The organism is Streptomyces sp. NPDC048825 (assembly GCF_043198355.1).
Lineage (GTDB): Bacteria > Actinomycetota > Actinomycetes > Streptomycetales > Streptomycetaceae > Streptomyces > Streptomyces xiangluensis.
Genome location: NZ_JBICUR010000017.1, coordinates 137,488 through 156,796, shown reverse-complemented (window position 1 = coordinate 156,796; position 19,309 = coordinate 137,488). Strand labels below are relative to the sequence as shown.

At 70.4% G+C, this 19,309-nt stretch carries 17 protein-coding genes and 1 pseudogene; 8 read left to right on the top strand and 10 right to left on the bottom strand.

Annotated elements, in window-relative coordinates; all coding sequences use genetic code 11:
- The first annotated feature begins 44 nt into the window (after window positions 1–44).
- On the top strand, window positions 45–440 hold the full coding sequence (locus ACGFNK_RS34330) for a MarR family winged helix-turn-helix transcriptional regulator (RefSeq protein ID WP_393422210.1): 396 nt from the start codon (window positions 45–47) through the stop codon (window positions 438–440).
- A 109-nt stretch (window positions 441–549) separates the two neighbouring features.
- Here ACGFNK_RS34330 and ACGFNK_RS34325 read toward each other — a convergent pair whose 3' ends face one another.
- Window positions 550–948, bottom strand: a complete 399-nt coding sequence (locus ACGFNK_RS34325; RefSeq protein WP_386348659.1) for an SseB family protein — start codon at window positions 946–948, stop codon at window positions 550–552.
- Window positions 949–1,059: 111 nt separating this feature from the next.
- On the opposite strand from ACGFNK_RS34325, the pseudogene ACGFNK_RS34320 reads away from it, so the two are divergent.
- Together ACGFNK_RS34320 and ACGFNK_RS34315 are read left to right on the top strand one after the other, a co-directional pair.
- Window positions 1,060–1,248, top strand: a pseudogene (locus ACGFNK_RS34320) (SAM-dependent methyltransferase); the annotation flags it as partial.
- Between the two features lie 159 nt (window positions 1,249–1,407).
- A complete protein-coding gene (locus ACGFNK_RS34315) occupies window positions 1,408–2,673 on the top strand; it encodes an alpha-L-fucosidase (protein ID WP_393422207.1) in 1,266 nt (421 codons plus the stop codon).
- 42 nt (window positions 2,674–2,715) lie between these two features.
- On the opposite strand, the gene ACGFNK_RS34310 is transcribed toward ACGFNK_RS34315, so the two are convergent.
- Window positions 2,716–2,997 carry a metal-sensitive transcriptional regulator gene (locus tag ACGFNK_RS34310; protein ID WP_386348655.1) on the bottom strand — a complete coding sequence of 94 codons (282 nt, stop codon included), beginning with the start codon at window positions 2,995–2,997 and terminating at the stop codon, window positions 2,716–2,718.
- A 158-nt stretch (window positions 2,998–3,155) separates the two neighbouring features.
- Entirely contained in the window at window positions 3,156–5,375 is a 2,220-nt protein-coding gene (locus ACGFNK_RS34305; RefSeq protein WP_393422205.1) for an NADP-dependent isocitrate dehydrogenase, read from the bottom strand.
- 510 nt (window positions 5,376–5,885) lie between these two features.
- Between ACGFNK_RS34305 and ACGFNK_RS34300 the strand changes: the two genes are divergently transcribed.
- A complete protein-coding gene (locus ACGFNK_RS34300; RefSeq protein ID WP_386348649.1) occupies window positions 5,886–7,277 on the top strand; it encodes an MFS transporter in 1,392 nt (463 codons plus the stop codon).
- 62 nt (window positions 7,278–7,339) lie between these two features.
- Here ACGFNK_RS34300 and ACGFNK_RS34295 read toward each other — a convergent pair whose 3' ends face one another.
- From ACGFNK_RS34295 to lnt, 4 genes are all read right to left on the bottom strand, one after another.
- Window positions 7,340–9,265 (bottom strand): helix-turn-helix domain-containing protein, encoded by a 1,926-nt coding sequence (locus ACGFNK_RS34295; RefSeq protein WP_393422203.1) that lies wholly within the window; start codon window positions 9,263–9,265, stop codon window positions 7,340–7,342.
- A 57-nt stretch (window positions 9,266–9,322) separates the two neighbouring features.
- The gene (locus ACGFNK_RS34290) at window positions 9,323–10,123 is read right to left on the bottom strand and encodes a 3-hydroxybutyrate dehydrogenase (RefSeq protein ID WP_386348644.1); all 801 of its coding nucleotides are present in this window, start codon (window positions 10,121–10,123) and stop codon (window positions 9,323–9,325) included.
- A gap of 60 nt (window positions 10,124–10,183) precedes the next feature.
- Complete coding sequence (locus ACGFNK_RS34285) at window positions 10,184–10,657, bottom strand: NUDIX domain-containing protein (RefSeq protein ID WP_393422201.1); 474 nt, start codon at window positions 10,655–10,657, stop codon at window positions 10,184–10,186.
- 66 nt (window positions 10,658–10,723) lie between these two features.
- Window positions 10,724–12,337, bottom strand: a complete 1,614-nt coding sequence (gene lnt / locus ACGFNK_RS34280) for an apolipoprotein N-acyltransferase (RefSeq protein WP_393422199.1) — start codon at window positions 12,335–12,337, stop codon at window positions 10,724–10,726.
- A gap of 218 nt (window positions 12,338–12,555) precedes the next feature.
- Here lnt and ACGFNK_RS34275 point away from each other — a divergent pair, with 218 nt between their 5' ends.
- On the top strand, window positions 12,556–13,584 hold the full coding sequence (locus ACGFNK_RS34275; RefSeq protein WP_393422365.1) for an O-antigen ligase family protein: 1,029 nt from the start codon (window positions 12,556–12,558) through the stop codon (window positions 13,582–13,584).
- Between the two features lie 58 nt (window positions 13,585–13,642).
- Here ACGFNK_RS34275 and ACGFNK_RS34270 read toward each other — a convergent pair whose 3' ends face one another.
- Both ACGFNK_RS34270 and ACGFNK_RS34265 read right to left on the bottom strand, forming a co-directional pair.
- Complete coding sequence (locus ACGFNK_RS34270; protein WP_393422197.1) at window positions 13,643–14,206, bottom strand: hypothetical protein; 564 nt, start codon at window positions 14,204–14,206, stop codon at window positions 13,643–13,645.
- Window positions 14,207–14,302: 96 nt separating this feature from the next.
- The gene (locus tag ACGFNK_RS34265) at window positions 14,303–15,088 is read right to left on the bottom strand and encodes a glutamate racemase (RefSeq protein ID WP_393422195.1); all 786 of its coding nucleotides are present in this window, start codon (window positions 15,086–15,088) and stop codon (window positions 14,303–14,305) included.
- A gap of 58 nt (window positions 15,089–15,146) precedes the next feature.
- Here ACGFNK_RS34265 and ACGFNK_RS34260 point away from each other — a divergent pair, with 58 nt between their 5' ends.
- Complete coding sequence (locus tag ACGFNK_RS34260; RefSeq protein WP_393422193.1) at window positions 15,147–16,322, top strand: glycosyltransferase; 1,176 nt, start codon at window positions 15,147–15,149, stop codon at window positions 16,320–16,322.
- 19 nt (window positions 16,323–16,341) lie between these two features.
- Here the strand turns inward: ACGFNK_RS34260 and ACGFNK_RS34255 are convergent, their stop codons facing one another.
- Window positions 16,342–17,640: a TerD family protein gene (locus ACGFNK_RS34255; RefSeq protein ID WP_393422363.1), complete on the bottom strand. Its 1,299-nt coding sequence runs from the start codon at window positions 17,638–17,640 to the stop codon at window positions 16,342–16,344.
- A 299-nt stretch (window positions 17,641–17,939) separates the two neighbouring features.
- Between ACGFNK_RS34255 and ACGFNK_RS34250 the strand changes: the two genes are divergently transcribed.
- Entirely contained in the window at window positions 17,940–18,410 is a 471-nt protein-coding gene (locus ACGFNK_RS34250) for a DUF6643 family protein (protein ID WP_386348627.1), read from the top strand.
- 64 nt (window positions 18,411–18,474) lie between these two features.
- A complete protein-coding gene (locus ACGFNK_RS34245) occupies window positions 18,475–19,299 on the top strand; it encodes an MOSC domain-containing protein (protein WP_393422191.1) in 825 nt (274 codons plus the stop codon).
- Window positions 19,300–19,309 lie beyond the last annotated feature (10 nt).

Genomic DNA, 19,309 nt, shown 5'->3' with positions numbered 1-19,309 from the left:
AGTTGCATAGTCAACAAAGGTTCATTTTCTGTTACCGTGCATATATGGCAGCGGAGAAGGCCGATTCCCGGCTCGAGGAGCAGTGGCGGGAGATCCTGACGGTGCATGCGCGCACGATCTGCGAGATCGACCGCGAGTTGCATCCGCATGGCTTGGGCGCCAGCGATTTCGAGGTCCTCGACCTCCTCGTGGAGGCCGCGGCCACGCATCCTTCCGAGAAGTGCCGCGTGCAGGACATCGCCGACCGCGTCCACCTGAGCCAGAGCGCCCTGTCGCGCCTCATCGGCCGCCTGGAGAAGGAGGGCCTTGTTACGCGCTCCGTCTGCCAGGAGGACCGCCGCGGGGTGTGGGTCGCGCTCACCCAGAAGGGCCGCGACCTGCACACGGAGGTACGCCCCCTTCAGCGGGCGGCGCTCGCACGCATGCTGAAGGGTGACTGAACCTCGGCTCCTGGGCTCCGCCCCGGGCCCCGCCAAGCGGGGGTGACAAGTCGTGTCTTGACCGCGGGCCCGTCGTGGCTGGTCGCGCCCCCAGCGGAGCGGCGGAGCGCTACCGCACCAGGAGGGTGCGCACACCCTCCGAGTCCAGCGTCAACCCGTGCGGAGAACTCGCGTCGATCGTCAGCGACAAGTCCCCGGACGGCCACTGGGAAGCCAGCGCACCCAGCGGCACCAGCCGGTACCGGGAGACGTACGGCAGCAGTTCCGCCATCCGCACCTCCGAGGTGAACACCGGCACGAGCGGTTCCTCGCCGTCCTGCTCCAGGACAGGCAGCGCCACGACCGTGGGATCGGCCGCCGCCTCGTCGTCGGTGTCATCGGGCACCGGAACCAGCACATCCGTGCCGGCCAGCGTGTCCAGGGCCGCGTCGTCCTCGGTGTTCTCGGCCAGCACGCTCAGCGCCCGCTCCGCCTCCGACGTGACGCTGTCGTTCGAGGGTATTTCCATGGCACATCCCGACGTAGTGGCGTTCTCGGGCACCCGGGACACCATTCGCCCCGGGCGCGTGGCTCGCGTACCCACCCGGGACTCAGGCATTCCTGCCCCACGCATCACAGTGAGTACATCAAGGCCATGGCCGCCGGCGGCCTCGTCCCGATCAACGTGGTGGACCTGACCGCGCAGACCATCCCTTACTGGGAGCTGCGCGCCGGGTCCTCGGTCGCCACAGGCATCGAGGAGCCGTTCCTGACCGCGTACAAGGAGGGCAGCTTCCACTACCTGCTGATCGCGGCCGACCGCATCTGAACACGGCAACGGGCGTCGGCCCCGGGCTCCTTCCCGGGCCCGGGACCGACGCCCGTCGATTCCGAGTCGTGCTGCTTGGTCCCGCGCATGGTGAAAACGGACCAGTAGTGGTGACCGCCGCCCACGCGCCGTCCACGGCGCCGCGCATAGCGTGGGCGTATGCCGATGCAACCCTGGTTTCCCGACGCCAAGCTGGGCGTCTTCATCCACTACGGCATCTATGCCGTGGGCGGCGCTGCCGAGTCCTGGTCCTTCTACACGGGCGAGATGACGCACGAGCAGTACATGAAACAGCTCGACGGCTTCACCGCGTCGCGCTACGACCCGGACGCCTGGGCCGAGTTGTTCGCCCGCGTCGGCGCGAAATACGCGGTGCTCACCACCCGGCACCACGACGGCGTGGCCCTGTGGGACACCGACCACCGCAATCTCGACGTCGTCCGCGACACACCGGCCGGGCGCGACCTCGTCACCGGATTCGTCGACGCGCTGCGCGCGCGGGACCTCAAGGTCGGCCTCTACTACTCGCACTCCGACTGGAACCACCCGGACTACCCGAGCGAGCGGCACCCGGGACCGCATCTCGTGGAGCCCAACGCCTACTCGCACGCCGAGCCCGGCAAGGAGGACCCGGAGGCCTGGACGCGCTACCTCACCTACCGCGACGGCCAGGTCGGCGAGCTCGTCGACCGCTTCCGCCCGGACATCCTCTGGTTCGACGGCGAGTGGGAGCGCACGGAGGAGCAGTGGCGGATGCGCGAACTGGCCGATCTCATCCTCGCGGGCAACCCGGACACCATCCTCAACGGCCGCATGCTCGGCTACGGCGACTACGCCACTCCGGAACAGGGTGCCCCGCTCCAGGCCCCGGAGGGTCCATGGGAGCTGTGCCTCACGATCAACGACTCGTGGAGCTACCGGCCGCAGGACCGCGACTTCAAGTCGGTGCGCCAGTTGGTGCGTTACTTCGCGGAGACGATCGGCATGGGCGGCAACCTGCTGCTCGGCGCAGGGCCCCGGGAGGACGGCACGATCCCCGAGGAGCAGGTCCAACGCCTGGAGGGCCTCGGCGCGTGGATCGCGCGCCATGCCGACGCCGTGTACGGGACGGTCGCCGGGCTGCCCGCCGGGCACCACTACGGGCCCAGCACGCTGTCCGCCGACCGGCGCACGCTGTACCTGGTGTGCTTCGACACGCCGCGCGAGTCCGTCTCCGTACGCGGGCTGCGCAACCGCGTGCTTCGGGCCACGGTCCTGGGTACGGGCACCGAACTGGGCCACCATGTCACCGGCGGCCTGGACACGGTACCGGGCGTGACCTGGATCGACGCCCCCGTTGCGGCCGACCTGGACGACCAGGCCACGGTGCTGGCCCTCGAACTGGAAGGGGAGCTGGATCTGTACCGGGGGGCGGGGCGGGACTGAGGCGCCGCCGCGGCAACGCTCGTGTGCCCCGAGTACTCGGGGTCAGGCGAGGGAGAGGAAGAGTTTCTCCAGTCGGGCCCGCATCTGGTCGCGGTCCACTTCCGGCTCGCCGTTCTCGGGGGCCATGCAGTGCTCCAGGCCGGTCGCGATGATCGCGAACCCGGCGCGGTCCAACGCCCTTGAAGCCGCGGCCAGTTGGGTGACCACCTCATCGCAGGAGCGGCCCTGCTCGATCATGTTGATCACGCCCGCTATCTGCCCCTGTGCTCGCTTGAGCCGGTTGATCACGGACTTCAGCTCATCGGCCGCCAACTGCAGTTCCATACGGAGCGCTCCCTCGTCGTATACCCCACCCGGTACTCTACGCCGTCGCTCCCCCGGCATGTCGGGCGCAGACGGGACCGCCCCGGTCGGCGGACTGCCGACCGGGGCGGAACGGGTTCCTTCTGGCGTGTTCGTCTCTCGCGAGCCGAACCGAACCGTCAGGCCAGCGAAGCGAGCGTCTGGTTGAAGGTCGCCGACGGGCGCATCACGGCCGACGCCTTGGCGGGGTCGGGCCGGAAGTAGCCGCCGATGTCGGCCGGCGAGCCCTGCACCGCGAGCAGCTCGTCGACGATGGCCTGCTCCTGCGTGGTCAGCGTCTCCGCCACCGAGGCGAAGGCCTTGGCGAGCGCCGCGTCTTCGGTCTGCCCGGCCAGCTCCTGGGCCCAGTAGAGGGCCAGGTAGAAGTGGCTGCCGCGGTTGTCGATGCCGCCGACGCGACGGCTCGGCGACTTGTCGTTCTCCAGGAACGTCGCCGTAGCGCGGTCGAGGGTGTCGGCGAGCACCTGGGCGCGCGCGTTGCCGGTCGTCTGCGCGAGGTGCTCGAAGCTGACCGCGAGGGCGAGGAACTCACCCAGGCTGTCCCAGCGCAGGTAGTTCTCCTTGACCAGCTGCTGGACGTGCTTCGGCGCGGAACCGCCGGCGCCCGTCTCGAAGAGGCCGCCGCCGTTCATCAGCGGGACTACCGAGAGCATCTTGGCGCTGGTGCCCAGCTCCAGGATCGGGAACAGGTCGGTCAGATAGTCGCGCAGGACGTTGCCGGTGACCGAGATGGTGTTCTCGCCACGGCGGATGCGTTCCACGGAGAGCTTGGTCGCCTCGACCGGGTTCAGGATGCGGATGTCCAGGCCCTCGGTGTCGTGCTCGGGCAGGTACTGCTTGACCTTCGTGATCAGCTGCGCGTCGTGCGCGCGGGTCTCGTCCAGCCAGAACACGGCCGGGTCGCCGGTGGCGCGGGCACGGGTGACGGCCAGCTTCACCCAGTCCTTGATCGGGGCGTCCTTGGTCTGGCAGGCGCGGAAGATGTCGCCGGCGGAGACGGTCTGCTCGATGACGACGTTCCCGGCCTGGTCGACGAGACGGACCGTACCCGTGGTGGGGATCTCGAAGGTCTTGTCGTGGCTGCCGTACTCCTCGGCCTTCTGCGCCATCAGGCCGACGTTCGGGACCGAGCCCATGGTCGACGGGTCGAAGGCGCCGTTCGCGCGGCAGTCGTCGAGGACGACCTGGTAGACGCCCGAGTAGCTGCTGTCCGGCAGGACGGCGAGCGTGTCGGCCTCCTCGCCGTCCGGGCCCCACATGTGGCCGGAGGTGCGGATCATGGCCGGCATGGAGGCATCGACGATGACGTCGGAGGGGACGTGCAGGTTGGTGATGCCGCGGTCGGAGTCGACCATCGCCAGTTCGGGACCCTCGGCGAGCTCGGCGTCGAAGGAGGCCTTGATCTCGGCGCCCTCGGGCAGGGACTCGAGGCCCTTGTAGATGCCGCCGAGTCCGTCGTTCGGGGTGAGACCGGCCGCGGCGAGCTTCTCGCCGTACTTCGCGAACGTCTTCGGGAAGAAGGCGCGCACCACGTGACCGAAGATGATCGGGTCGGAGACCTTCATCATCGTGGCCTTCAGGTGTACGGAGAACAGCACGCCCTCGGACTTGGCACGGTTGATCTGCGCGGTCAGGAACTCGCGCAGCGCGGCGACCCGCATCACGGAGGCGTCGACGACCTCACCGGCAAGTACGGGTACGGACTCGCGCAGCACGGTGGTGGAGCCGTCGTCGCCCTTCAGCTCGATGCGCAGCGCGCCGGCCTCGGAGATCACCGCGGACTTCTCCGTGGAACGGAAGTCGTCCACACCCATGGTCGCGACGTTGGTCTTCGACTCGGAGGTCCAGGCGCCCATGCGGTGCGGGTGGGCCTTGGCGTAGTTCTTCACCGAGGCGGGGGCGCGACGGTCGGAGTTGCCCTCGCGCAGGACCGGGTTGACGGCGGAGCCCTTGACCTTGTCGTAGCGGGCGCGGATATCGCGCTCCTCGTCGGTCTTCGGGTCGTCCGGGTACGCCGGCAGCGCGTAGCCCTGCTCCTGGAGCTCGGCGATCGCGGCCTTGAGCTGCGGAATGGACGCCGAGATGTTCGGCAGCTTGATGATGTTCGCCTCGGGCGTCTTGGCGAGATCGCCCAGCTCGGCCAGGGCGTCCGGGATGCGCTGCCCCTCTTCGAGGTACTCCGGGAAGAGAGCGATGATCCGCCCCGCCAGGGAGATGTCCCGCGTCTCCACGGTGACCCCGGCCGTCGAGGCGTAGGCCTGGATCACCGGCAGGAACGAATGCGTCGCCAGGGCCGGGGCCTCGTCAGTGTGCGTATAGATGATGGTCGAGTCAGTCACCGGGTGCTCCGCTCCACGTCTGCAACATTGCTCGACATCAAGATATCTCGTGATCGGCCCTCCCCGGACAGGGGCCCGTACAAGTGAGCCATGGCTGCGTCACACTCCGAGGTCTCAGCCCTCAGGCCTTCGCCATCACGCGCAGTACGACTTGGTACGGATGGTGCGCCGCTCCCAGCCGTACGTAGTAGTCGACGCTCACTCCGGCCGGATGCGCGAGCTCCTCGCGCCGCAGGCCCGGTACGCGCCACAGACCGGCCCCGGAGGCGAAACCGACGTCCTCCGGACGGACGGATCCTGGCCCGTCTCGAACGCCTGCAAGAAGAGGAAGGACGCTGGTGGATGGCGTGTGGAGCCACCGCCGTCATCACCGGGCGATCCGTCCGCTCATGGTGGACAGCCGCACACTGGCGCCCAAAACTATGGTGTCCCCCCACATGGGCCATGGCCGTGCGCCTTCCTAGGTTGTGCCGACAAGTAAGCGTCCCCGCCCGCCTGGAAGTGGTGTTCATGGCCTCCGCAGCAACCGCTCCCCCACCACCCTCGAACCTCCGCCGGATCGTCGCGGCGAGCCTCATCGGCACCACGATCGAGTGGTACGACTTCTTCCTCTACGGGTCCGCCGCCGCGCTCGTCTTCAACAAACTGTTCTTCCCGGGCTCCGACCCTCTCGTCGGCACGCTGCTCTCGTTCCTGACGTACGCGGTGGGATTCGCGGCCCGGCCGCTCGGGGCGCTGGTCTTCGGGCACTACGGCGACCGGCTCGGGCGCAAGAAGCTGCTGGTGCTGAGTCTGCTGCTGATGGGCGGGGCGACCTTCGCGATCGGGCTGCTGCCCACGCACGCGACCGTCGGTACGGCGGCTCCAGTGCTGCTGACCGTGCTGCGCCTGGTGCAGGGCTTCGCGCTGGGTGGTGAGTGGGGCGGCGCCGTGCTGCTGGTGTCGGAGCACGGAGACGCGCGGCGGCGCGGGTTCTGGGCTTCGTGGCCGCAGACCGGGGCGCCCGCCGGGCAGCTGCTGGCGACGGGCGTGCTGTCGCTGCTGACCGCGGTCCTCTCGGAATCCGCCTTCACGTCCTGGGGCTGGCGTATTCCGTTCCTGCTGTCGGGCGTTCTGGTGATCGTCGGTTTGTGGATTCGGCTGTCTGTCGATGAATCGCCCGTCTTCAAGGCGGCCCTCGCGCAGGCCGAGGCGCGCAAGGCGGCCCAGGACGGACCCGCCGAGAAGCTTCCGCTGGTGTCCGTGCTCCGGCACCACTGGCGCGACGTCCTGATCGCCATGGGCGCACGCATGGCGGAGAACATCAGCTACTACGTGATCACCGCTTTCATCCTCGTGTACGCCACCACGTCGGCCGGACTCTCCAAGCAGACCGCGCTGAACGCGGTGCTCATCGCCTCCGCCGTGCACTTCGCCGTCATCCCGGCCTGGGGCGCCCTGTCGGACCGCGTCGGCCGTCGGCCCGTGTATCTGCTGGGTGCGGCCGGAGTCGGTCTGTGGATGTTCCCGTTCTTCTCACTCATCGACACCGGGAGCTTCGGGAACCTGATCCTCGCCGTGACCGTGGGCCTGGTCCTGCACGGGGCCATGTACGCACCGCAGGCCGCCTTCTTCTCGGAGATGTTCGCGACCCGTATGCGCTACTCGGGCGCTTCGATCGGCGCGCAGTTCTCGTCCGTCGCGGCGGGCGCGCCCGCGCCGCTCATCGCGACCGCACTGCTGGCGGACTACGACAGCTCCACGCCGATCGCCCTGTACGTGATCGGGGCTGTCGTGCTGACGCTGATCGCGGTGGGAGTGGCGAAGGAGACCCGGCACCGCGACCTCGCCGAGGTGGAGGCCGAGCCCGGCGCGGAGCCCGCGACGGCCTCGGCGCGCACCTCTGATGCCCGTACCGCCTGAGCCGGTTTCCTGGAGCAGGCGTTTCCCTGCGGCCGACCCCCGTGCGCCCGTGCGTGCGGGGGTCAGTGCCGCGCCGCGGACGACAACCGGTGCAGCCGTAGGGCGAGCTGGATCTCCAGAGCCCTGGCCGGGCTCCGCCAGTCGGGTCCGAGCAGCCGGCCAACCCGATCCAGGCGCTGCGCGACCGTGTTGACGTGGACGTGCAGCTCGTCCTTCGTGCGCGCCGGGCTCATGCCGCACGCGAAGTACGCGTCGAGGGTGCACAGAAGATCGGTGCCCCGTCTCTCGTCGTACGTCACGACCTTGCCGATGGTGCGCTCGACGAAGCCGGAGATGTCCCGGCTTCCGGCGAGAAGCAGCCCCAGGAACCCGAAGTCCTCGGCGGCGGCACCGTCCCCTGCCCGGCCGAGCAGCCGCAGTGCGTCGAGGCATCTCTGCCCTTCCGCGTAGGCGTCGGCCACGCTGTCCGGGCGGGCGGCGAGGTTCTCGACCGGCGCGGAGGCACCGACGGTGACCGCCTCATGTACGGCGGTGCCCAGGTCTCCGGCCATGCGGCGGGCCAGGTCCGTCGCCCTGTCACCGGGACGCAGGGGCAGGAGCAGGACGGTGCCCCCGTCGCGGGCGGCGGCCAGGCCGCGCCGGGTGGCGGCGAGGTGGGACGCGGCGGACCACAGCCTGCGGCGGGCGGCGGCCTCCTGGTCCGCGTCGGCGGCCGCGGCGTCGAGACGGGCAGCCAGCACCACGTGGGTGGCGTCGAGGTCGGCGTCCAGCCGGGCGGCACGCTCGCGCAGCAGCCGGGGATCGCGATCGCGCGCGTCGAGCAGATCGTCCAACAGCTCGCCGCGGACGCGCTGTTCAGCATCGGCTGCCGAGCGGCGGGCGAGCAGGAGGAGCGAGGTGACCATGGCGGCCCGCTCCAGGGTGCGCTGGTCGACGGGGTCGAGCCGCGGGTGGCCGTGCAGCACCAGCGCGCCGAGCAGTTCACCGCCGGCGGCGACGGCCGCGACCCAGTCGTCCCCGCGCCGGACGGCGTGGCCTTCGGCGCGTGATACCTCCAGCGCATCGCCGAGTGCGGCGCCCGCCTCGGTGAACTCCACTGTGCTGTCGAGGACTTGGGAGACCGCGGCGGCCACGTCGTGGACTCCGCCGCCGCGCAGGACGAGTTCGGCCAGCCGGTCGTGCACGTCTGAGGCGCGCTCGATCACCCCGCTGCGGTCCCGGATGATCTCGTTGGCCCGCTCCAGGTCCCCGAGTGCTTCGCGGGTCTCGGTGAGCAGGTTCGCGGTGTCGATGGCGGCGGCCGCCAGGGCGGCGAACGAGCCGAGCAGCGCGATCTGCTCCCGCTCGAAGACCCGCGCACGGCGGTCGGCCGCGAAAAGCACGCCGATGACATGCGGCCCGAGCATCAGAGGCACACCGAGGATCGCCACCAGCCCCTCGTCCCGTACACCCGCGTCGATGGTCGAAGTGTGCTGGAAGCGGCCGTCCTGGAAGTAGTCATCGGTGACATAGGGCCGGGCCGTCTGAGCGACGAGCCCGCCGAGCCCCTCCCCCATGCCGAGCCGCAGCTGCTGGAAGCGTGCCGCCACCGAGCCCTCGGTGACCCGCATGTAAGTGTCGCCCTTGGCCGGATCGTTCAGGCTGAGGTACGCGACGTCCGTACTCAGCAGCGAACGCGCACGCTGCACGATCGCCTGCAGCACGGCGTCGAGATCACGCAGCCCCGCCAGGTCGTGGGCCGTCTCGAAGAGCGCGGACAGCTCGGCCTCGCGTCGGCGGCGTCCCTCCATCTCGGAACGCACGCGCAGCGCGAGCACCTTGGCGTGCTCCAGAGCAGCGACCCGGTCGAGCGGCAGCCCGTCGGCACGGGCGAGCAGCACCGGCTGCTCGTACGCGTCGGCGGACGCGCCCCGGGCCAGCAGCTCCAGGAACGGCGCCTCGGCGCTCGCCTCGGAGCGCCCTGCGGACTGCAATTGATCGCGAGACATGTCCACCAGGATTACTCACCGCACCGACAACCTGACCAGCCCTGTGGACAACTCTCGTCAGTGCGCGGTCCAGCCACCGTCGAGGACCAGCGACGTGCCGGTGACGAAGGACGCGGGCGGGCTGCACAGGTACGCGACGGCCTCAGCGACCTCTTCCGGTTCGAGGAGCCGCTTGACGGCGCTGTCCCGCAACATGATCTCGGTCAGCACCTGCTCCTCGGGGATCCCGTGGGCTGCGGCCTGGTCGGCGAGCTGCTTCTCGACCAGTGGGGTGCGCACGTAGGCGGGGTTCACACAGTTCGAGGTGACGCCATGCAGGGCGCCTTCCAGGGCGGCGGTTTTGGAGAGGCCCTCCAGTCCATGTTTTGCCGCCACATACGCCGACTTGAAGGCGGAGGCGCGTAGCCCATGGACGGACGACACATTGACGATGCGGCCCCACCCCTGACCGTACATGTGGGGCAGTGCCCCGCGGATCAGCCGGAACGGGGCCTCGAGCATCACGGTCAGCACGGTGTGGAAGGTGTCGGGCGGGAACTCCTCGAGCGGGCGGACCAGTTGCAGCCCGGCGTTGTTGACGAGGACGTCGGTGCCCCCGGCGGCGGACTCCGCGGCGTCCAGGTCGGTGAGGTCGAGGACGTGTGGTTCGACGGTGCCCGCGAGGCCCCGGGCCTGGTCGCTGAGCGTTTCCAGGCCCCCGGCCTCCCGATCGACCGCCCGCACCTTGGCCCCGGCCGCGGCGAGCCGCAGTGCGCACGCGCGGCCGATGCCGCCCGCGGCGCCGGTGACGAGGGCGGTACAGCCGCCGAGGTCGAGGGACGGGGCGTGGGGGCCTGCGAGGGCACTGGGCGCGGTCATGCCCCGACCCTAGGCAGCAGCCCAGCCCCGACCGATGTGGTCGTCAACCACACTTTGCTCTCAGGTCATGGAGTCGAACCACGTGGGTGCGTCGGACAGTGCCTGCTTGATCCGGAACAGTCCGTGCTCGTTCAGCTCCGGCAGGGCGTCGACCGGGAACCAGCCGACCTCCAGCGACTCGTCGTCGTTGACGCGTGCCTCGCCGCCCACGGCACGGCAGCGGAAGGTGATGTCCATGTACTGGCAGAGGTCACCGTTCGCGTAGGTGACCGGCTCCAGGGCCTGCACCAGGACGACCCGCTCGGCGACGCAGCGCACCGCCGTCTCCTCGTAGACCTCCCGTACCGCACAGGCCGCCGGCTGCTCGCCCGGGTCCGGGATGCCGCCGATCACCGACCATTTGCGAGTGTCGGAGCGACGTCCCAGCAGCACTCTCTCCTCGTCGTCGAGGACGATGGCGGTGACTCCGGGGAGCCAGAGCAGTTGCCGGCCGGCGGTGGCCCGGATGGCGGTGATGAAGTCAGGAGTAGCCATGGAGCGACCCTAACGGCCCGGCTCCGTCCCTCCGGCGAGTTCCGGGCGCGTACGACCGGCGTACGGCTACACGTCACCGGCGCGTCGGGCGCGGGCTCCCGCCGTCACCGCCCAGCCGAGGCCGCCGGCGGCGAGCAGCACGAGCGCCAGCTCGGGAAGCTCACCGAGACGCGTGGCCGGAGTCTGCGAGGAGCGCAGCGGCACCTCCTGGACCAGCGAGTCCGCCACGAACATTCCGGTGCGCTGGGTGATCTTCCCGTCGGGCATGATCACAGCACTGACTCCGCTGGTGACCGGGACGGTGACGGTGCGGCTGTGCTCGACGGCGCGTACCCGGGACATGGCGAGCTGCTGGTAGGTCATCTCGCTGCGGTCGAATGTGGCGTTGTTGCTCGGTACGGAGATCATGCGGGCTCCGTCGGTGACCGTGTCGCGCACCGCCCAGTCGAAGGCGGCCTCGTAGCAGGTCGCGAGTCCGACCTTGGTGCCCGCCATGGTGAACACGCCCGGCTCGCTGCCCCGGCTGAAGTTCTGGCGCACCATCGAGGTCCAGTCCTCGTTGATGGCGCCGATGAGCGAGCGCAGAGGGAGGTATTCGCCGAACGGCTGGATCTGCCGCTTGTCGTAGGTGTCGCCGGGCCCCTTGTCCGGGTCCCACAGGATCTGCTCGTTGTAGAGCTTGCCGTCCTTCTCGACGACGCCGCCGACCGAGACGGGCGCGCCGATCGCCTTGACGGCCGCTTCGATCACGGTGTGCGCGTCGGGGTTGCTGAAGGGGTCGATGTCGGAGGAGTTCTCCGGCCACAGCACCAAGTCCGGCTGGGCGACCTTGCCCGCCCTGACCTGCGCGGCCAGGCGCTCGGTCTCCCGGGCGTGGTAGTCGAGCACGGCGCGCCGCTGGGAGTTGAAGTCGAGGCCCGCGCGCGGGACGTTGCCCTGGATGACGGCGACGGTCGCGGTGCCGTCCTCCGCCTTGTCGCTGACCAGGGGGCGGGCGGCGAAAGCGCCCACTACGGGGAGTACGAAGCTGAGCAGTGCCGCGGCGGCGGCCCCACGTCGTACGACATGGGTGCGCCGTGCTTCGACGACCTGACGGACGATCTCGTACAGCCCGAAGCCGCACAGGACGACCGCGAAGCCGAGCACGGGAGTGCCGCCGACCGCTGCGAGCGGCAGAAAGATCCCGTCCGCCTGGCCGAAGGCGATCTTGCCCCAAGGGAAGCCGCCGAACGGCCCGCGTGCGCGTGCCGCCTCGCCGACGGTCCACAGCGCAGCCGCCCACACGGGCCAGCCGGGCAGTTTCGACACCGCCGCGACGCCGGCGCCGACGAGCGCGACGAACACCGCCTCGATGACGACGAGGGCCAGCCACGGCCCCGGGCCGACCTCCACACCGGTCCACACGAGCAGAGGCAGCAGGAAGCCGAGGCCGAAGAGATAGCCGAGCCGTAGGCCCGCCTTCCAGGTGCGCCCGCGCAGGCACCAGCCGAAGGCCGCGAAGGCCGGCAGGGCGAGCCACCACAGGGTGCGCGGCGGGAAGCTGACGTAGAGGAGCACTCCGGAGAGCGCCGCGACGGCGGCCGGACCGAACCGCTGGGCCAGCCGTGCCCCGCGCGATGCGGGCCGGTCCTGCGGTCCGAGCTGTTCCGGCTGGTCTACGGATGTTGCTGTGGCGGTCACTCGGGGAGTGTACGGCGCGTGACCTGGTCACCGACAGCGCGGTCCGTCCGCCCCTGGCCAGGCGGCTCCACCCGACAGCTGCATCGTTTCTGCGCAACTTGTCCACAAAGCGGCGCACCACCCGTTACGGTGTGCCGAAGCCCCTCACGTACGGCCGTATCCGGCCAATCGGTCGGGGTCCGTCATGGGTCGGGGGGCGACGGGTGGGGTCCATGGGAATGGCGTCGGCCGAGCCGGTGCCGGCGTACGGCAGACGTACCGTTTCGGACGTGGCGGGCGTGATCGTGCTCGGGGTCTGCGCGACCTGGTCCCTGATCACCGCGTCGGTGCACGGTGGCCGGCCCGAGGGAGTGCTGCTCGCGGTGCTCGCTGTGGCCGCCGGTTATGCCTCGGGGCGGATGTGCGGGTCGTTCCTGCCGGTCGCCGCCCCTGCCGCGGGTGCGCTGGCCGGTCTTGGCCTCGCGATCGCCGCCCCGAACACGGCACCGGGGCCGCAGGTCATCTCGCCGCTCGGGCAGACCGGCTCCACCGCGGCTCTGCTGACCTTGTCCGCGGGGGCCGCGTGCTGTGCGGCCTGGGCGGCGCGCCCGCTGGCGCTGCGGCTCGGGCTGCGGCTGCTGGCCGCCGGGATCGGGGTGGCCTCGGCCTTCCTGGGCTCGACGGCGGGCTGTGTCGCCTGTGCGGGCGTACTGCTGTGCTCCCTCGCCGCCGACCGCATGCGCCGCGGCCCGGGACTCGCCGGCCTCGCCGCCGCCGCGGGCCTGGTGACCGGCGCGACCTGGGCCGTCGCCGAGAACGTGCTGCCGAACGGCCTGACCTCCTCCTTGGAGGGACAGCTCACCCAGCAGCGCGTCCAGCTGTGGCGCGACGCGCTCGATCTGGCCCACCGGGAGCCGGGGCTGGGCGTCGGACCGGGACGGTTCGCGGAGCTGAGCCCGACGATCACGCAGTCGCCGACAACGGACGGCAAGCCGTACTCCGCACCCTTTCAGCAGGCGGCTGAGCAGGGACTCGTCGGTGTGGTGCTCCTCGCGGCGGTGTTCGGCTGGATCCTGTACGCGCTGTGGCGCACGCCGCGGCAGACGCCGGTCGCCCTCACCGCGGGTGCCGCGCTCACCGCTCTGGCCGCGATCGCCGCGGTCGGCAATGCGCTGAGCTTCCCTACGGTGACGGCGGGGGCGGGACTGCTCGCGGGGCTCGCCACAGCCCGTCCCCTGGCCGAGGGGCCCGACGTGCCGGGAAGGTAGGTGGACGCGGACGGGCGCACCGGCAGCGGGAGGCTGGGGCCCTGACCGGGCGGCGGCGTCAGAGCGCGGTGCCCCGAGTCGTCGATGTCGTCGACGCCAGGCGGGCCCGGATGACCCGTACGGCCGCCTCGGCGTTGTCCACCGTGATCGTGAACGAATGGCCGTCGCCGAGTCGAAGTACCAAGCCCTCACCACGCCGGACGACTACGGCGGTCCCCTTCTCGGGCCGCCAGCGATAACCCCAGCCGCCCCAGTGGCGCGGGGTGACCCGGGGCAGGAAGTCCGCGCCGATGATGTGGGACAGGGGAATCCGACGGCGCGGCAGGCCAATGTGACCGCAGCGCACTTCGAGGCACTCCTTGTCGACCTTCACGGCAACATGCACGAACGCGAGTGTGCCGAAAAGGACCAGGAGCCCTCCGGCGATGCAGCCGACCACGGACATGACGAGCGGCACGATGCCCGACGTCCAGGCCGAGTCGACGGCCAGCTCGATCCCCAGGGCCACGCAGCCGGCGCCGCCCAGGGCGAGCAGCCACTGCACGCGGTTGGTCGCGCGGCCGTGCCAGACGTCGGAATGCGGGGTGCCGGCAGCATCCTTTTCGCCGTGGGGGTGCCTCATGGCCTTGAGACTACTCAGGTTCCGCAGTGCGGGCACCGGGTCGGGGGCAGTTACTGGTCCGGGTGGACGTCAGGTGTCCGGTTCGTTCCGAGGCGTTCAGCGGGCGGGGCTGACGGCGTGGAGAAGGCGGCCTTCCGCGTACGTCAGAGCGGTCGCGGGCAAACCGCCCTCGCGTCCGCTGAGGATCACTGTGAGGGCAGGGTCGGCGGCAGCTTCTGCAACCGGGCGCTCACCGATCCGGCGCAGCGCCTGGGCAGCGACGGCACCGGCGGAACCGTGCAGGACGAGCGGCGGGAGGCCCGGCTTCTGCACGGCCGCGCGGATGCGCTGGGCGACCAGCTCGTAATTGGTGCACCCCAGGACGACGGTCGTTACGTCGTCAGGGGTGAGCGCGGCAGCCGCGGCGATCGCGGCATCGATAGCCGACTCGTCCGCATGGTGCACGGCGTCGGCGAGGCCGGGGCACGGCACCTCGGTGACGGTCACACCGTCGGCGAACTCCCGGATGAGTCTGCGCTGGTAGGGGCTGCGGGTAGTCGCGGGCGTCGCCCAGATCGCGACCGGTCCGCCACCCGCAGCGGCCGGCTTGATCGCCGGAACGGTGCCGATGATCGGCAGATCCGGCTCGAAACGGGCACGCAGCGCCAGCAGAGAATGCACCGATGCGGTGTTGCAGGCGACAATCAGGACATCGGGACGATGCCTGGCGGCGGCCTCGGCAACGGCCAGCGAGCGCGCCGTGATGTCCTCCGGAGTGCGCGGTCCCCAGGGCATCCCGTCAGGGTCCCAGGAGAGGACGAGATCCGCATCGGGCCGCAGCTGGCGTACCGCGGCGGCAGCGGGAAGCAGTCCGATTCCGGAGTCCATGAGCGCGATCTTCACCCGGTCACCATAGACGATCCGCCTCAACGGCCCCTCGTGGTGGGGCAGACTGCGGCCCGTGAACGCCCTTGTGTGGACCGCCACCGGATCGCTGGCCGCCTGGCTGTGGCTGCTGCTGGGACAGGGCTTCTTCTGGCGTACGGATCTGCGGTTGCCGCCGCGCCGTGAGCCGGAGGACTGGCCGTACGTCTGCGTCGTCGTACCGGCGCGGGACGAGGCCGCCGTACTGCCGCGCAGCCTGCCGTCGCTCCTCGCGCAGGAGTATCCGGGGCGGGCCGAGGTGTTCCTGGTCGACGACGGAAGCTCGGACGGCACCGGGGAACTGGCCCGCGAGCTTGCCGAGCGGCACGGCGGGCTGCCGCTGACCGTCGGCTCGCCCGGGGAGCCGCCCACGGGCTGGACGGGCAAGCTCTGGGCCGTACGGCACGGAATCGGCCTGGCACGCGCGCGTGCACCCGAATATCTGCTGCTGACGGACGCCGACATCGCCCACGCACCGGACAGCCTGCGGGAGTTGGTTTCCGCGGCCCGCACCGGAGGCTTCGACCTCGTCTCGCAGATGGCGCGGCTGCGGGTCGAGAGCGCCTGGGAGCGGCTGGTGGTGCCCGCCTTCGTGTACTTCTTCGCGCAGCTGTATCCGTTCCGCCGGATCGCCGTGAAGGGGTCGCGAACGGCCGCCGCGGCGGGCGGCTGCGTCCTGTTGCGCACGGACGCCGCCGAGCGGGCCCGCGTCCCTGACGCCATCCGGCACGCCGTCATCGACGACGTGGCGCTGGCGAGGGCGGTGAAGGGCTCCGGTGGGCACATCTGGCTGGGGCTTTCCGAACACGTCGACAGCGTGCGTCCGTATCCGCGGCTGCACGATCTGTGGCGGATGGTGTCGCGCAGTGCGTATGCCCAACTGCGGCACAGTCTCCTGCTGCTGGCCGGAACGGTGGCCGGTCTCGCCGTGGTCTACCTGGTACCGCCCGTGGCGCTCGTCGCGGGCCTGGCGGCCGGCAGTTCCGGAGCGGCGGTGGCCGGGGGGCTCGCGTGGCTGCTGATGACGGTGACGTACCTGCCGATGCTCCGGTACTACCGTCAGCCGCTCCTGCTCGCCCCACTGCTTCCGTTCACCGCGTTCCTGTACCTCCTGATGACGGTGGATTCCGCAGTGCAGCACTACAGGGGGCGCGGTGCGGCCTGGAAGGGCCGCACCTACGCCCGTCCCGACGCGGCGCCCGAGCAGCGGTGAATGATCACTCCCGGCCAGGTCACTTCCTGCCGGGGGTCCAGTTCATGCCCCACCCGTAGGTGTAGTCGACGGTGCGCTGCGGGCTCACGCCGCGCTCGGGAACCAGGAAGCGGGCCTCGCGCTGGACGACGAGATCACTGCCGGTGTTGGTGATGAGCGCCAGCGCGCACACCGTCGAGGGAACGGTGCACTCGCCGAGCGAGAAGTCGACGGGCGCGCCGTGCAGCGGCTGGAGGGTCACCGTGGCGTCCAGGTCGGCGAAGGATCGGGCTCCTTCGTAGATGGTGACGAAGATGAGGATGCGGCGGAAGTACTCCTGGTGGTCGAGGTTGATGCTCATGTTCTCGCCACTCGCCGAGGCCCCGGTGCGGTCGTCGCCGTCGAGATGGATGAACGGAGGCTGGTGCAGTGCCCCGAACGCGTTGCCCAGTGCCTGGACGACGCCCTTGCTTCCGTCGGAGAGCTCGTACAAGGCGCACAGGTCGAGGTCGAGGTCGGAGTGCATGGCGACGGCTTGGCCCAGCTTGCTGCGCCACCCCGAGAACTGCTTGCGCACCTGCCAGTTGAGGTTCACGCGCATGGCACCGGACGTGCCGCCCTGCTTGGTGAGCGAGACCGACGGGGTTTCCTTGGTGAGCGTGACCTTGGTCAGGCGTACCGGGGCGGCGGGCTGGGCGGGCGGCGCAGCCGGTGGTGTCGCCGGCGGCACGGCCGTGACCGGCGGGGCGACGGGCGCGGGCGGCGGTGGCGTCACAGGCGCGGGCGACGGTGTCATGGATGAGGGCGGCGCCGCCTGCTGCGGTTCGTCCACCGTGATCCCGAAGTCCGTGGCCAGGCCCTCCAGTCCGCTGCTGTAGCCCTGGCCTACGGCGCGGAACTTCCAGGCGCCCTGCCGGCGGTAGAACTCCCCGAGCACGAATGCCGTCTCCGAGGTCGCGCCCTCGCTGTCGAAGCGCGCGACCTCCGTGCCCTGCTGGGCGTCGAGGACCCGGATGTACAGGCCGGGCACTTGCCCGAACGCGCCCCCGTCCGTGGAGGCGACGACCACCACCGTCTCAATCGCGGGCTCCACGCGCGCGAGGTCGACGATCAGTGTGTCGGTCACCTGGCCGCCGGCATCCTTCTTGCCCTCGCGCCGCACCGCGCCGGACGCGTGCGTCGGCTGGTTGAAGAAGACGAAGTCATCGTCGGACCGGACTTTTCCGGAGACCAGCAACAGCGCCGAGGCATCCGCGTCGGGGACGCCGGGGCCCGAACTCCACCCCAATTCGACGCGAAGTCCGGCTGTCGGCACCGGAACATTCGAACCTTTAGGCATTGACATGTCCGCCCCCATCGGGTGTCTCCGCGCCGGACCGCGCTTCAGTTCAGTACATGAAGTCGTTCTTCGCCAACCTATTCCAGCGAACGGCGATCGCCCATGACCCGGTTCGCGGGAAGGTCACCCAACTGACCGGTAACCCTTCCGGAACTCGGCCTTTACACGATCTCAACTTCAACCAGCGTCCCTTTTCTACAAGTTCGCTCACATTGGGGATGGCGCGTCACTGCCGACACGAAAAACAACCCTCTTATCGGTCTCCCCAACCAGCACATCGTGGGCTTAACTTATGTGCCATGACCTCCCCCCGCTCCACCTATGGCGGCGGTTACTACTCCGCCTCCTTCCCGGACACTCCGATCTACGACTCGCTCGTCGCTGAGCGGGGTACCCCGCAGATCGCGCCGATCCGGGTCCCCTCGGCGTACGACACGGGCAGCAGCCACCTGCCCGCGCTTCCGTCAGCGCTGCCCGCCCTGCCGGCCGCACCGTCGCCGCAGGCGCCGTCGTACGGCTACCCGCAGGCCCAGCAGCCCCAGCCGCTGCAGCAGGCCGCCGCGCCGTACATCCCGCAACAGCAGACGGCCGGTCCGCGTGGCTACCCGGGCTCTCATGCCCAGCAGCCGCAGCGTCCGGTACAGCCGCAGCGTCCCGTGGCGGGCGGTACGGGCTACGAGGCGATGCGCCCCGCGGCTCCCCGTCCGGCTCCGGCGCCGTATCAGGACCCGTACAACGGGCAGCAGCAGCAATACCGCGGCGGATACTGAGGTCAGCTCCGATCGGCCGGCTCCCTCGGAGGAGGTTGTCAGTGCCGGCTGGCAGGATGGCCTCATGTCGATCTCGGTGCTGCGCTCGATCCACGTCTATCCGCTCAAGGCGGCCAGGGGCCATGCCGCGCGCCAGGCCGTCGTGGAGCCTTGGGGCCTGGCGGGCGACCGGCGTTGGGTACTGATCGACGAGACGGGCAAGGTCATCACCCAGCGCGCGTATCCGCGCATGGCGCTTGCCGCCGCCGAGCCACAGCCCGGCGGCGGTGTTCTGCTGTCCGGGCCCGGCTGTGAACCGCTGGCCGTTGCAGTGCCCGAGCCGATCGGCACGACGACGGTCGAGATGCCGCGCGACAAGGTGGAGGGGGTTCCCGCCGACGCCGCGGCGCACGCCTGGTTCAGCGAGTATCTCGGCATCAACGTGCGTCTCATGCATCTCGACGACCCGGCCACCCGTCGCCCCCTCGATCCGGAGTATGCGCGTTCGGGCGAGACCGTCAGCTTCGCCGACGCCTATCCCCTGCTGCTCACCACCGTCGCCTCCCTCGACGCCCTCAACTCCCTGATCGCGCGCGGCGACCGGCCCGACGAGGGCCCGCTCCCCATGAACCGCTTCCGGCCGAACGTGGTCGTCGACGGCACCGAAGCCTGGGCCGAGGACGCCTGGCCGAGGATCGCCATCGGCGAGGCCGTCTTCCGGATAGCCAAGCCGTGCGGGCGCTGTGTCGTGACCACTACCGACCAGGAAACCGCCGAGCGCGGCGGGGAACCGCTGCGCACACTCGCCCGCCACCGCCGCTTCGGCGGCAAGCTGGTCTTCGGGCAGAACCTGGTGCCGGAGTCCCTCGGCACCGTGCGGGTCGGGGACCCGGTCAGAATCCTCGAATAGGTCCTCGCGT

Excerpts from the sequence above, each read along its gene's own strand:
- ACGFNK_RS34330 (WP_393422210.1), top strand. The coding sequence starts at position 45 with ATGGCAGCGGAGAAGGCCGATTCCCGGCTCGAGGAGCAGTGGCGGGAG.
- ACGFNK_RS34325 (WP_386348659.1), bottom strand. The coding sequence starts at position 948 with ATGGAAATACCCTCGAACGACAGCGTCACGTCGGAGGCGGAGCGGGCG.
- ACGFNK_RS34315 (WP_393422207.1), top strand. The coding sequence starts at position 1,408 with ATGCCGATGCAACCCTGGTTTCCCGACGCCAAGCTGGGCGTCTTCATC.
- ACGFNK_RS34310 (WP_386348655.1), bottom strand. The coding sequence starts at position 2,997 with ATGGAACTGCAGTTGGCGGCCGATGAGCTGAAGTCCGTGATCAACCGG.
- ACGFNK_RS34300 (WP_386348649.1), top strand. The coding sequence starts at position 5,886 with ATGGCCTCCGCAGCAACCGCTCCCCCACCACCCTCGAACCTCCGCCGG.
- ACGFNK_RS34295 (WP_393422203.1), bottom strand. The coding sequence starts at position 9,265 with ATGTCTCGCGATCAATTGCAGTCCGCAGGGCGCTCCGAGGCGAGCGCC.
- ACGFNK_RS34290 (WP_386348644.1), bottom strand. The coding sequence starts at position 10,123 with ATGACCGCGCCCAGTGCCCTCGCAGGCCCCCACGCCCCGTCCCTCGAC.
- ACGFNK_RS34285 (WP_393422201.1), bottom strand. The coding sequence starts at position 10,657 with ATGGCTACTCCTGACTTCATCACCGCCATCCGGGCCACCGCCGGCCGG.
- ACGFNK_RS34275 (WP_393422365.1), top strand. The coding sequence starts at position 12,556 with ATGGCGTCGGCCGAGCCGGTGCCGGCGTACGGCAGACGTACCGTTTCG.
- ACGFNK_RS34270 (WP_393422197.1), bottom strand. The coding sequence starts at position 14,206 with ATGAGGCACCCCCACGGCGAAAAGGATGCTGCCGGCACCCCGCATTCC.
- ACGFNK_RS34255 (WP_393422363.1), bottom strand. The coding sequence starts at position 17,640 with ATGCCTAAAGGTTCGAATGTTCCGGTGCCGACAGCCGGACTTCGCGTC.
- ACGFNK_RS34250 (WP_386348627.1), top strand. The coding sequence starts at position 17,940 with ATGACCTCCCCCCGCTCCACCTATGGCGGCGGTTACTACTCCGCCTCC.
- ACGFNK_RS34245 (WP_393422191.1), top strand. The coding sequence starts at position 18,475 with ATGTCGATCTCGGTGCTGCGCTCGATCCACGTCTATCCGCTCAAGGCG.